General features: G+C 69.8%; 12 protein-coding genes. 11 read left to right on the top strand and 1 reads right to left on the bottom strand.

Annotated features, from left to right (window positions below; genetic code table 11):
* Positions 1–5 precede the first annotated feature (5 nt).
* From CV755_RS31705 to CV755_RS31695, 3 genes are all read left to right on the top strand, one after another.
* Complete coding sequence (locus CV755_RS31705; protein WP_109284095.1) at positions 6–1,253, top strand: sensor histidine kinase; 1,248 nt, start codon at positions 6–8, stop codon at positions 1,251–1,253.
* A gap of 406 nt (positions 1,254–1,659) precedes the next feature.
* Entirely contained in the window at positions 1,660–1,956 is a 297-nt protein-coding gene (locus CV755_RS31700; protein ID WP_109284094.1) for a DUF4193 domain-containing protein, read from the top strand.
* A gap of 14 nt (positions 1,957–1,970) precedes the next feature.
* Positions 1,971–2,699 (top strand): hypothetical protein, encoded by a 729-nt coding sequence (locus tag CV755_RS31695; protein ID WP_241561523.1) that lies wholly within the window; start codon positions 1,971–1,973, stop codon positions 2,697–2,699.
* Between the two features lie 124 nt (positions 2,700–2,823).
* On the opposite strand, the gene CV755_RS31690 is transcribed toward CV755_RS31695, so the two are convergent.
* Positions 2,824–3,273: a DUF3093 domain-containing protein gene (locus CV755_RS31690; protein WP_109284092.1), complete on the bottom strand. Its 450-nt coding sequence runs from the start codon at positions 3,271–3,273 to the stop codon at positions 2,824–2,826.
* Positions 3,274–3,332: 59 nt separating this feature from the next.
* On the opposite strand from CV755_RS31690, the gene CV755_RS31685 reads away from it, so the two are divergent.
* The 8 genes from CV755_RS31685 (at position 3,333) to CV755_RS31650 (ending at position 12,808) form a co-directional block, all read left to right on the top strand.
* Positions 3,333–3,917 (top strand): PaaI family thioesterase, encoded by a 585-nt coding sequence (locus CV755_RS31685; RefSeq protein ID WP_109284090.1) that lies wholly within the window; start codon positions 3,333–3,335, stop codon positions 3,915–3,917.
* Complete coding sequence (gene dut / locus CV755_RS31680) at positions 3,917–4,408, top strand: dUTP diphosphatase (RefSeq protein ID WP_109284088.1); 492 nt, start codon at positions 3,917–3,919, stop codon at positions 4,406–4,408. Before CV755_RS31685 ends, dut begins: the two co-directional genes overlap by 1 nt.
* Before the next feature lies 1 nt (position 4,409).
* Positions 4,410–5,171: a DUF3710 domain-containing protein gene (locus CV755_RS31675; protein WP_109284086.1), complete on the top strand. Its 762-nt coding sequence runs from the start codon at positions 4,410–4,412 to the stop codon at positions 5,169–5,171.
* 301 nt (positions 5,172–5,472) lie between these two features.
* The gene (gene kdpF, locus CV755_RS31670; protein WP_109284084.1) at positions 5,473–5,562 is read left to right on the top strand and encodes a K(+)-transporting ATPase subunit F; all 90 of its coding nucleotides are present in this window, start codon (positions 5,473–5,475) and stop codon (positions 5,560–5,562) included.
* An 8-nt stretch (positions 5,563–5,570) separates the two neighbouring features.
* The gene (gene kdpA / locus CV755_RS31665) at positions 5,571–7,262 is read left to right on the top strand and encodes a potassium-transporting ATPase subunit KdpA (protein ID WP_109284082.1); all 1,692 of its coding nucleotides are present in this window, start codon (positions 5,571–5,573) and stop codon (positions 7,260–7,262) included.
* On the top strand, positions 7,259–9,364 hold the full coding sequence (kdpB, locus tag CV755_RS31660) for a potassium-transporting ATPase subunit KdpB (RefSeq protein WP_109284080.1): 2,106 nt from the start codon (positions 7,259–7,261) through the stop codon (positions 9,362–9,364). Before kdpA ends, kdpB begins: the two co-directional genes overlap by 4 nt.
* Before the next feature lie 5 nt (positions 9,365–9,369).
* The gene (gene kdpC, locus CV755_RS31655; RefSeq protein WP_109284078.1) at positions 9,370–10,017 is read left to right on the top strand and encodes a potassium-transporting ATPase subunit KdpC; all 648 of its coding nucleotides are present in this window, start codon (positions 9,370–9,372) and stop codon (positions 10,015–10,017) included.
* Positions 10,018–10,255: 238 nt separating this feature from the next.
* Positions 10,256–12,808 carry a sensor histidine kinase gene (locus CV755_RS31650; RefSeq protein WP_109284076.1) on the top strand — a complete coding sequence of 851 codons (2,553 nt, stop codon included), beginning with the start codon at positions 10,256–10,258 and terminating at the stop codon, positions 12,806–12,808.
* Position 12,809: the final 1 nt, after the last annotated feature.

The following is a 12,809-nucleotide window of genomic DNA, read 5'->3' as shown; positions in this document are numbered from 1 at the left end:
CCCCGATGCCCGGTACACCCCCCATGCCGTCCGCGCCACCCGCCCCGCCGAAACCCGCCTGGGACCCCCGGCAGCCGGTGGTGCGGCCCTTTCCCTGGCTGCGGCCCACCATCCGGATACGGCTCACCCTGCTCTACGGCGGGATGTTCCTGATGGCCGGCGTCCTGCTGCTGACGATCATCTATCTGCTGGCGGCGGACGCGCTGCGGCAGGGCAGCCTGCTGCCGATCAGCTCCATCAGCGGCGACAACACTGTGGTGCGGCTCAATCCCAGTTGCAATTCCCTGAACGGCAGCTTCGACAAGGCCCACCTCATCAAGTCCTGCATGGACCAGCAGCGCGCCGCCGCCCTCGGCAGCCTGCTGCGCCGCTCGCTGTTCGCCCTGGTCGGGCTGGCCGTGATCGCCTTCGCCTTCGGCTACGCCATGGCCGGGCGGGTGCTGTCCCCGCTGGGCAAGATCACCCGCACCGCCCGCCGGGTGGCCGCCACCGATCTGACCCGGCGCATCGAGCTGGGCGGCCCGGACGACGAGTTCAAGGAGCTCTCGGACACCTTCGACGAGATGCTGGACCGGCTGGAGCGTGCCTTCACCGCCCAGCAGCGCTTTGTGGCCAACGCCTCGCATGAGCTGCGCACCCCGCTGGCGATCAACCGCACGCTGCTGGAGGTGCACCTCTCCGATCCCGGGGCCTCGCCCGAGCTGCAGCAGCTGGGCAAGACGCTGCTGGCCACCAATGAGCGCAGCGAACAGCTGGTGGAGGGCCTGCTGCTGCTCGCCCGCAGTGACAACGAGATCGTGGACCGCAAGCCGGTGGACCTGGCCGAGGTGGCCTCCCAGGCGCTGGACCAGACCCGGGCCGAGGCCCAGGACAAGGGTGTGGAGCTGCGCGGCATCCGCCAGCCCGCGGTGGTGCAGGGCAATGGTGTGCTGCTGGAGCGGATCGCCCTCAACCTGGTGCAGAACGCGGTGCGCTACAACGTGCCGGACGGCTGGGTGGAGGTGACCACCCAGGCGCTGCCGGGCCAGGCGGTGCTGGTGGTGGAGAACACCGGGCCGGTGGTCCCCGCCTATGAGGTGGACAACATTTTCGAGCCCTTCAGACGGCTGCGCACCGAGCGCACCGGCAGCGACAAGGGCGTGGGCCTGGGCCTGTCCATTGTGCGCTCGGTGGCCCGGGCGCACGGCGGGCGGATCACCGCCGAGCCCAGGGAGGGTGGCGGCCTGGTGATGCGGGTGGTACTGCCGACCTGACACGCCGCGGGAAGTCTGCGACAATACGGCGGCACCGCTTCGCTTTGGGAGGAATTTTCCCGGTCCGGGCGGTGCTGTCGTCGTGTGTGATCGATCACATGCGATGGCTCTGGGCCATCCACTCTCCGTAATCGAACGGAATGCCGGTACCCCTGGAAAATGGGGGTTTCCAGGGGTCCTGATCACGGGAAGTACAGGAATTGGCGCTGCCGCACGCGGCAATGGACCAGCGACGGTCCGGTTCGCCACCCTTCAGCGATCACCTCTTCAGGTGCGCGGTTGGGTGTCGATTGAGTAACAGACCTTGATGTGAGGCAAAATCTCCGCCTCGGGTCGGGCACAAGTCCGGCCTCTCACGCGTTACGTGCGCTGGAGATACCGCAGACACCCAGAGGGGGAGAGCGACATGGCAACGGATTACGACACCCCACGCAAGACCGACGACGACGTCGATTCCGACAGCCTTGAAGAACTGAAGGCCCGGAGGAACGACAAGTCCGCTTCGTCCGTGGACGTGGATGACTTCGAGGCCGCCGAGGGCATGGAGCTGCCCGGCGCGGACCTCTCCAATGAGGAGCTGGCCGTCCGGGTCCTGCCCAAGCAGGCGGACGAGTTCACCTGCATGAGCTGCTTCCTGGTGCATCACCGCAGCCAGCTGGCCCGTGAGAAGAACGGTCAGCCGATCTGCCGCGACTGCGATTGAGGCAAGGGTCTGCAATGGCAGGCTCGAACCCGTTCCGGAAACGGCCGGCCGGGCCGGTGCCCGGTGCCGCGGCCGACACACACGCCGAGCGGGGCCGCAGGGCCTCGCTCGCCGCGGGGGTCGGCCGCGGCCTGGTACGGGCGGGAAAACGGGGGATGGGCGCGGGGCTGACCGCGGTGGCCGACCGGATCATCGCCATCGCCCCACGGGTGCGGGTGCGCGATCTGGCCACCCTGCGCCGCCAGTTCCCGGGCCTGGGCCCGGAAGAGCTGGCCGACAAGCTGGTCGCCGGAGCCATGTACGGCACCTCCACGGTGGGGGCCGGGGTGGGTGCGGCGGCCATGCTGCCCGTGCCGCCGGCCATGCCCGCCGAGCTGGCGGCCGAGATCACCGGTGTCGCCGCGGTGGAGCTCAAGCTGATCGCCGAGCTGCACGAGGTCTACGGCCTGCGGCCGCCCGGCAATGCCCGGCAGCGGGCCATGGCCTATGTACGGGCCTGGGCGGACGAACGAGGCATCGATGTCACCGTGCCCAGCACCGTCAATGTGGCGCTGGGCGTGCAGATGCGCCGCGAGCTGCGCCAGCGGGTGCTCAAGCGCACCTTCCGCAGGCTGCCCAGCCTCACCCCGTTCATGATCGGCGCCAGTGTGGGCGCGGTGATGAACCGGCGGGACACCAAGCGGCTGGCCGACAAGATCCGGGCTGATCTGCGCGGGCGCCAGGTGGCCTGGGAAGAGCTTTAGTATCGCCGGGTGCGGCGCCTTTGGTGAGAGGTCCCATACCTCGGTCACGGGGTTGCGCGCGGGCCGTCTGGGGCTGGTCGCGCCCACGCGGCGGAGCCGCATATCGAATAGCTGCCCCGCGCCCCTAAAGGGCGCGCTTCGCGCCGCTGAGCGCGGCGGCCAGCCGTTCCGGCCGGCGGGTGGAGAGGTAGAGATAGGGCGTCGGGTCCTCGGGGTCGGTGACCTCGATCCGTACCGCGCTGGGGATATAGCCGCGCAGCAGCATAAAGGCGCGGGTGTCCGCCTTGTAGGTGCGCCAGGCGCGGGCCTCCTCGCCGTGCAGCACCTCCACCTCGCCCAGCGCCTCCAGCGGGATCTTGGCGTCCCCCGCCACCAGGGCGCCCGGGATCACCCGGATCCGTACCGAGCCGTACGAACTGACCGCCACCGCGGCCAGCGCGCCGCCGCCGGCCAGGCCGCCGAGCATGGGCAGGGTGCCCAGCGGCAGCATGACCAGCGCCAGGGCGACCCCCAGCGCGGCCGCGATCACCCACCAGGAACGGGGTGCGGTCAGGCGTTCTTCGTAAGGCTGCATGTGCCCAAGCTTGGCACGGAGGGGACCGGGTGCCGCCGTCGCGGGTAAGGTCAGCCCCTGTGAGTGGACGAACGACAGCGCTGACACCGCCGGGTGACGCCCGGCCACCGGTGCGGCATCCCGAGGCCCCCGCGCCGGGGGAGACCCTCGGTTCGCACTATGAGCACTGCTTCGGCTGTGGTGGCGCGGTGCCGCACGGCCTGCACCTTGAGGTGCGGGCCGGCGAGGGGGTCAGCGTCACCGCCGAGTTCCGTGTCAAGGAGGCCCACCAGGGTGCCCCCGGGCTGGCGCACGGCGGAGTGCTGGCCACGGCGCTGGACGAGACGCTGGGCTCGCTGAACTGGCTGACCCGGGTGATCGCGGTGACCGGGCGGCTGGAGACGGACTTCATCCGGCCGGTGCCGGTGGACACCGTGCTCCACCTCGAGGCGGAGGCGCTGGCGGTGCACGGCCGCAAGCTCTACTGCACGGCCACCGGCCGCATCGGCGGCCCCGACGGCCCGGTGGCGGTGCGCGCCGACGCGGTGTTCGTCGAGGTCAAGGTGGAGCACTTCCTGAACAACGGCCGCCCGGCCGAGATCCAGGCGGCGCTGGCCGATCCGGACCAGGTCAAGGTGGTCCGGGCTTTCGAGGTGAACCCCTGATGCCTGTTGACGTGCTGATCCGCCGGGTGGACCCGGAGGTGCCGCTGCCCTCGTACGGGCACCCCGGGGACGCCGGCTGTGACCTGGTGACCACCGAGGCGGCCGAGCTGGCGCCGGGGGAGCGGCTGGTGCTGCCCACCGGAGTGTCGATTGCGCTGCCCGATGGGTATGCGGCCTTTGTGCATCCGCGTTCGGGGCTTGCCGCCCGGTGCGGGGTCTCCATGGTGAATGCCCCGGGGACCATCGATGCCGGGTACCGTGGAGAGATCAAGGTGATTGTGGTCAATCTGGACCCACGGGAGACCGTGCGGTTCGAGAGGTTCGACCGCATCGCCCAGTTGGTTGTCCAGCAGGTCGAGAAGGTCCGCTTCCATGAGGTGGCGGAGCTTCCCGGCTCGGCGCGGGGTGATGGGGGCTTCGGGTCCACCGGTGGCCACGCTGCCGTGGGGCATGGATTCGCTTCGGTCGTAGCCGACCGGGAAGGACAGTGACGTGTTCGGTCGTCGCCGCAAGCGCGAGGACGCCGTCGATCGGATCGACGACGTGATCTCCGAAGAGCCCGTTGAGGGCGAGGGGTCCGCAGCGGACGCCGAGGCCGAGCGGGTCCGGCTGGAGCCGGAGCCGCGTCCCGACGGGCCGTGGGACGTCTCCGAGGTCCGGGAGCCCGCCGAGGGCCGGGTGGACCTGGGCGGCCTGTTCGTGCCCGGGGTCGAGGGCATGGAGCTGCGGGTCGAGGTCGCCGGTGACGCCATCGTCGCCGCGACCGTGGTGCTGCGTGACAGTGCCGTGCAGCTGCAGGCATTCGCCGCGCCCAAGCGCGAGGGCATCTGGTCCGAGGTGCGGGAGGAGATTGCCACCGGCATCACCCAGCAGGGCGGTGTGGTGGACGAGGTCGAGGGCCCGCTGGGCTGGGAGCTGCGGGCGCAGGTCCCGGTGGCGCTGCCGGACGGCACCAATGGGGTGCAGCTGGTGCGCTTCGTCGGCTGTGACGGCCCGCGCTGGTTCCTGCGCGGAGTGATCTCCGGGCAGGGCGCGGTGCAGCCGCAGACCGCCGGGCTGCTGGAGCAGATCTTCCGGGACACCGTGGTGGTCCGGGGCGAGGGCCCGATGGCTCCCCGCGACCCGATCGTGCTCAAGCTGCCGGAGGACGCGCAGATGGTCGCCGAGGGCATCCAGGAGGATGGCCAGACCTCGCGGTTCGCCGGTGGTGTGGAGCGCCTGCAGCGCGGCCCGGAGATCTCCGAGGTGCGCTGATTCCGGCCGCTCAGGCGGCTGGATTCCATCGTTCCGTTGGGCCGGAACCCCTTCCCGGGGTTCCGGCCCAACGGCGTTTTCGCAGGTCCAGGGCGCCTGCGTAAGAGTCTCGTCAAGGAGGCGCTAATGGCCGTAAGGGAGGCGTCAACGGACTACGAATGCGCGGGAGCGGGCGGTTTCCTCTAGGGGTCCGTTCATATCCGAACCTCTAGGAGCATGCGATGGCCGACGTGGCCTTCGTCGCCACCACTGTCGCGGTCTTCGCGCTGGTGGTCCTCGTCGCCAAGGGGGTGGCGAAGCTGTGAGCACCGAGAACGTGGTCGGCCTGGTCGTGGCCGTCGCCCTGCTGGGCTACTTGATCCTCGCCCTCGTTTTCCCGGAGAGGTTCTGAGCACAGATATGAGCCCCGTCCTTTCCGGAGTCCTCCAGTTCGTCGCGCTCTTCGCGGCCCTGGCGCTGGTCTACCGCCCGCTGGGCGACTACATGGCCCGTGTCTACGACTCCAAGAAACACCTGCGCGCCGAGAAGTGGATCTACCGCCTGATAGGCGCCGACCCGGACGCCGAGATGCGCTGGCCCGCGTATCTGCGCGGAGTGCTGGCCTTCTCCGCGGTCGGCCTGCTGCTGCTCTACCTGCTCCAGCGGGTCCAGGGCGCGCTGCCCGGCCGCCTCTCGCTCGGCTTCCACTCCATCAGCCCGGACCAGGCCTTCAACACCGCCGCGTCCTTTGTGGGCAACACCAACTGGCAGTCCTACTCGGGTGAGCAGTCCATGGGCCACGCGGTCCAGACGCTCGGCCTGGCGGTGCAGAACTTTGTCTCCGCCGCGGTGGGCATCGCGGTGGCCATCGCCCTGGTCCGGGGCTTCGCCCGGTCCCGTACCAGCAACCTGGGCAACTTCTGGGCCGACCTGGTGCGCGGCACCGTCCGGATCCTGCTGCCCCTCTCGGTGGTCGCGGCCGTGGTGCTGGTGGCCTGTGGTGCCATCCAGAACTTCGCCGGAATCCATGAGATCGGGCAGCTGACCGGCGGCACCCAGCAGGTCAACGGCGGCGCGGTGGCCTCCCAGGAGGCCATCAAGGAGCTGGGCACCAACGGCGGCGGCTACTTCAACGCCAACTCCGCCCACCCCTTTGAGAACCCCAACGCCTTCACCAACCTCTTCGAGGTCTTCCTGATCCTGGTCATCCCCTTCGCGCTGACCCGGACCTTCGGCAAGATGGTCGGCAACGTCAAGCAGGGCTACGCGATCCTCGGCACGATGGTGCTGATCTGGGTCGGCTTCACCGCCCTGATGATGTGGACCGAGTTCGCCCACCACGGCGCCGCGCTGCAGGCGGCCGGCGGCGCCATGGAGGGCAAGGAGCAGCGGTTCGGCATCGGCGGCTCGTCGATCTTCGCCACCGCCACCACCCTCACCTCCACCGGCGCGGTGGACGCGGGCCACTCCTCGCTCACCGGCCTGGGCGGCGGGATCGCCATGCTGGGCATGATGCTGGGCGAGATCGCCCCCGGCGGCGTGGGCTCCGGTCTCTACGGAATGCTGGTGATGGCCATCATCGCGGTGTTCATCGCGGGCCTGATGGTCGGCCGTACGCCGGAGTACCTGGGCAAGAAGATCGGCACCCGGGAGATCAAGCTCGCCGCCTGCTACATCCTGATCACCCCGACCCTGGTGCTGGGCTTCACCGCGGTGTCCATGGCGATGTCCGGCCCGCCCGGACAGATCCTCAACAAGGCCGACGGCTCGGTGCTGCACAGCGGCGCCCATGGCTTCTCCGAGGTCCTCTACGCCTTCACCTCGGCGGCCAACAACAATGGCTCGGCCTTCGCCGGCCTGAACGCCAACACCCCCTGGTACAACACCACGCTCGGCCTGGCCATCCTGCTCGGCCGCTTCCTGCCCATGGTCTTTGTCCTGGCGCTGGCCGGCTCGCTCGCCGAGCAGCAGCCGGTGCCGGAGACCGCGGGCACCCTGCGCACCGAGAAGCCGCTCTTCGCCGGCCTGCTGGTGGGCACCATCCTGATCATCACCGGCCTGACCTACTTCCCGGCCCTGGCCCTTGGCCCAATGGCGGAGGGACTCTCATGAGCACCACCACCCCTGTCCGTACCGCTCCCGAAGGGGACGAGAAGCAGCCCGCACACGAGTCGAGCGGGCGCGTCTCCGGCGGTCTCTTCGACCCGGCACAGCTGGTGAAGTCCCTGCCGGACGCCTTCCGCAAGCTCGACCCCCGGGTGATGGTCAAGTCCCCGGTGATGTTTGTGGTCGAGATCGGCTCGGTGCTGACCACCATCCTGGCCTTCAAGAAGCCGGGCGACTGGTTCGGCTGGACCATCACCGCCTGGCTGTGGCTGACCGTGGTCTTCGCCAACCTGGCCGAGGCGGTGGCCGAGGGCCGGGGCAAGGCTCAGGCCGACACCCTGCGCAAGGCCAAGACCGACACCGTGGCCCGCCGGCTGACCAAGGACGGCGCCGAGGAGTCGGTGCCCGGCGCCGAGCTGCGCGTGGGCGACCTGGTGGTCTGTGAGGCGGGCGACATCATCCCCGGCGACGGTGATGTGGTCGAGGGCGTGGCGAGCGTGGACGAGTCCGCGATCACCGGCGAGTCGGCCCCGGTCATCCGGGAGTCCGGCGGTGACCGCTGTGCGGTGACCGGTGGCACCAAGGTGCTCTCCGACCGCATCGTCATCAAGATCACCACCAAGCCCGGTGAGACCTTTATCGACCGGATGATCAACCTGGTGGAGGGCGCCGCCCGGCAGAAGACGCCCAACGAGATCGCGCTCAATATCCTGCTGGCGTCGCTGACCATCGTCTTCCTGCTGGCCGTGGTCACCCTCCAGCCCTTCGCGATCTACTCCGGCGCCGAGCAGACGATGATCGTCCTCACCGCGCTGCTGGTCTGCCTGATCCCCACCACCATCGGCGCCCTGCTCTCCGCCATCGGCATCGCGGGCATGGACCGTCTGGTGCAGCGCAATGTGCTGGCCATGTCCGGCCGGGCCGTGGAGGCCGCCGGTGACGTCTCCACGCTGCTGCTGGACAAGACCGGCACCATCACCTACGGCAACCGCCGTGCCTCGGAGTTCGTCCCGGTCAAGGGCGCCAGGCAGGAGGAGCTGGCGGAGGCCGCGCAGCTGTCCTCGCTGGCCGACGAGACCCCCGAGGGCCGCTCGGTCGTCGCCCTGGCCACCGAGAAGTACGGCCTGGCCGAGCGCAGCGACACCGACCTCACCGGTGCCGAGTGGGTGCCCTTCACCGCCCAGACCCGGATGTCGGGTGTGGATGTGGACGGCCGCAAGGTCCGCAAGGGCGCCACCGGTTCGGTCATCGCCTGGGTCGAGGAGCGCGGTGGCACGGTGGCCCCGGACGCCCGCAGCCTCAATGACGGGATATCCCAGGCCGGCGGCACCCCCCTGCTGGTCGCCGTGGAGGACGAGAAGGGACCCCGGGTCCTGGGGGTGATCCACCTCAAGGACGTGGTCAAGGAGGGCATGCGCGAGCGGTTCGACGAACTGCGCGCCATGGGCATCAAGACCGTCATGATCACGGGTGACAACCCGCTGACGGCCAAGGCCATCGCCGAGGAGGCGGGGGTGGACGACTTCCTCGCGGAGGCCACCCCCGAGGACAAGATGGCGCTGATCAAGCGGGAGCAGGCGGGCGGCAAGCTGGTCGCCATGACCGGTGACGGCACCAATGACGCCCCCGCGCTGGCCCAGGCCGATGTGGGCGTGGCCATGAACACCGGCACCTCGGCCGCCAAGGAGGCCGGGAACATGGTGGACCTGGACTCCAACCCCACCAAGCTGATCGAGATCGTCGAGATCGGCAAGCAACTCCTCATCACCAGAGGAGCGTTGACCACCTTCTCCATCGCCAATGACGTCGCCAAGTACTTCGCCATCATCCCGGCGATGTTCGCGGTGGCCTACCCGGGGCTGGACAAGCTCAACATCATGAGCCTGCACTCGCCCCAGTCCGCGATCCTGTCGGCCGTCATCTTCAACGCGCTGATCATCATCGCGCTGGTGCCGCTGGCCCTGAAGGGCGTGCGCTACCGGCCGATGAGCGCGGACAGCATGCTCCGGCGCAACCTCCTGGTCTACGGCCTGGGCGGTCTGGTCTCCCCGTTCATCGGCATCAAGATCATTGACATGCTTCTCTCCCTCATCCCTGGCATCAGGTGACGACCATGAACAACTCCGTACGCAGCACGGCCCGGATGGTCTGGGCGGGGCTCCGAGCCATGCTCGTCCTCACCCTGGTCTGCGGGGTGATCTACCCGCTGGCCGTCACCGGCATCGCCCAGGCGGCCTTCCATGGCAAGGCCAATGGCTCGGAGGTCAAGGCGGACGGCAAGTCCGTGGGCTCCGAACTGCTGGGCCAGAGCTATGACTTGGACAAGAAGGACAAGGACGGCAATCCGCTGCCGGACCCCAAGTTCTTCCAGCCCCGCCCCTCGGCGGCCGGGCCCAACACCGAGAACACCCAGTACAAGCTGACCGTCTCCGGCGCCTCCAACCTGGCCGCGGACAGCAAGCAGTTGCTGGACTCCGTCAAGCAACGGCGGTCGCAGGTCGCCGAGTTCAACCATGTGGCCCCCTCCTCGGTGCCGGTGGACGCGCTGACCTCCTCCGGCTCCGGCGTGGACCCGGACATCTCCCCGGCCTACGCCAGGCTCCAGGCCAAGCGGGTGGCCGAGGTCAACCACCTGCCCGCGGACAAGGTGGAGCAACTGGTCGAGGACCACATCGACGGCCGGCTGCTGGGCTTTATGGGCGAGCCGCATGTCAATGTGCTCAAGCTCAACATCGCCCTGCGGAAGCTGGCCCAGGGCTGAGCCCGGGGCCGCGGCGAAATTGACAGGCCGAAGGGCCGGGGCGGCTGCCCCGGCCCTTCGGCCTGTCCGCCCCGCGGCAGGCGTCAGAGCTGCGTCAATACCTGTCCAGAGACCGTAGGGCGACCGAATTGTCCAGACCGGCCGCCGTAAGCTCGATCTGCGCGGCAGTGCTGCACCTCAGGACGGAGAACCGCCCCGACCGACCACCGCCGCGGGAACCGTGAAAGACAATGGGGCCATGGGACGCGGCAATCTCCGAATCTATCTGGGCGCTGCACCGGGCGTCGGCAAGACCTACGCGATGCTCTCCGAGGCACACCGGCGCATGGAACGCGGCACCGATGTGGTGGTGGGCTTTATCGAGGCCCACGGCCGGCCGCGGACCGAGGTGATGCTGCACGGCCTGGAGATCGTGCCCCGCAAGGAGCTCGTCTACCGCGACAGCGTCTTCACCGAGATGGATGTGGACGCCGTGCTCCAGCGCCGCCCCAGCGTGGTCCTGGTGGACGAGCTGGCGCACACCAATGTCCCCGGCTCCCGCAACACCAAGCGCTGGCAGGACGTCGAGGAACTGCTCCAGGCGGGCATCGATGTCATCTCCGCCGTCAATATCCAGCACCTGGAGTCGCTGGGCGATGTGGTCGAGTCGATAACCGGCGTCCGGCAGCGGGAGACCGTGCCCGACGAGGTGGTGCGGCGGGCCGACCAGATAGAGCTGGTGGACATGTCCCCTCAGGCGCTGCGCCGCCGGATGGCGCACGGCAACATCTACAAGCCGGACAAGGTCGATGCCGCGCTCTCCAACTACTTCCGGCCCGGCAATCTCACCGCCCTGCGTGAGCTGGCCCTGCTGTGGACCGCCGACCGGGTCGATGAATATCTGCGCCAGTACCGCACCGACCACGATGTCTCCACCATCTGGCACGCCCGGGAACGCATTGTGGTCGGCCTCACCGGCGGCCCCGAGGGCCGCACCCTGATCCGGCGCGCGGCGCGGATGGCCGCCAAGGGCTCCGGCAGCGAGATCCTGGCCGTCTATATCGCCCGCAGCGACGGGCTGACCTCCGCCTCCCCCAAGGAACTGGCCATCCAGCGGACCCTGGTGGAGGACCTGGGCGGCACCTTCCACCACGTCATAGGGGACGACGTACCCGCCTCCCTGCTGGAGTTCGCCCGGGGCGTCAACGCCACCCAGATCGTGCTGGGCTCCAGCCGCCGCAAGACCTGGCAGTACATCTTCGGCCCCGGCGTCGGCCAGACCGTCGCCCGGGACTCCGGCCCCGACCTGGACGTCCATATCGTCACCCATGACGAGGTGGCCAAGGGCCGCGGTCTGCCGGTGGCCCGCGGCGCCCGGCTGGGCCGCAGCCGCATCGTGGCCGGCTGGCTGGTGGGCGCGGTGGTCCCGGCCCTGCTCAGCGTGGTGCTCACCCAGCTGGACATCAGCCTGGGCCTGGCCAACGAGATGCTGCTGTTCCTCTGCGCCACGGTGGGCGCCGCCCTGCTGGGCGGGCTGCTGCCCGCGCTGTTCTCCGCGGCCTTCGGCTCCCTGCTGCTCAACTACTACTTTGTGGAGCCGCTGCACCGGCTCACCATCACCGACCCCAAGAACATCGTCGCCATATCGATCTTTGTCTTTGTGGCGGTCTCGGTGGCCTCGGTGGTGGACCTGGCCGCCCGCCGCACCCACCAGGCCGCCCGGCTGCGCGCCGAGTCGGAGATCCTCTCCTTCCTGGCCGGCAGCGTGCTGCGCGGCGAGACCACCCTGGAGGCCCTGCTGGAACGGGTCCGCGAGACCTTCGCCATGGAGTCGGTGGCCCTGCTGGAGCGCCCCAGCGAGGTGGACCCCTGGAACTGTGTGGCCTCGGTGGTGACCAACTCCGGCAAGCCGCTGCTGCGCCCCGAGGACGCGGATGTGGACATGCCGGTCGGCGACAATATGGCGCTGGCCCTCTCCGGCCGGGTGCTGCCCGCCGAGGACCGCCGGGTGCTGGCCGCCTTCGCCGCCCAGGCCGCCGTGGTGCTGGACCGCCAGCGGCTGGTCGGCGAGGCCGAGCGGGCCCGGGAACTGGACGAGGGCAACCGCATCCGCACCGCCCTGCTCGCCGCCGTCAGCCATGATCTGCGCACCCCGCTGGCCGGCATCAAGGCCGCGGTCACCTCGCTGCGCTCGGACGATGTGGCCTGGTCCGAGGAGGACGAGGCCGAGCTGCTGGCCGGCATCGAGGAGGGCGCGGACCGGCTGGACCACCTGGTGGGCAATCTGCTGGACATGTCCCGCCTGCAGACCGGCACCGTCACCCCGCTGATCCGCGAGATCGATCTGGACGAGGTCGTTCCGATGGCGCTGGTGGGCGTCCCGGAGGGCAGCGTCACCCTGGACATCCCCGAGTCGCTGCCGATGGTCGCCGTCGATCCCGGCCTGCTGGAACGCACCATGGCCAACATCGTGGAGAACGCGGTCAAGTACAGTCCCGACGGCGGCCCGGTGCTGGTCGCCGCCAGCGCGCTGGGCGACCGGGTGGAGGTCCGGGTGGCCGACCGCGGCCCCGGCGTCCCGGACAGCGCCAAGGACCGGATCTTCGAACCCTTCCAGCGCTACGGTGACGCCCCGCGCGGTGCGGGTGTCGGCCTGGGCCTGGCCGTGGCCCGCGGCTTCGCCGAGGCCATGGGCGGCACCCTGACCGCCGAGGACACCCCCGGCGGCGGCATGACCATGGTGCTCACCCTGCGGGCCGCCGCCGGCCGGCCGCCGGTCCGCCCCGACCTGTCGGCCGAGCTCACCTCATGAG

The sequence above is a fragment of the Streptomyces orinoci genome (assembly GCF_003121295.1).
Lineage (GTDB): Bacteria > Actinomycetota > Actinomycetes > Streptomycetales > Streptomycetaceae > Streptomyces > Streptomyces orinoci.
This window is presented reverse-complemented; position numbering and strand designations above follow the sequence as displayed.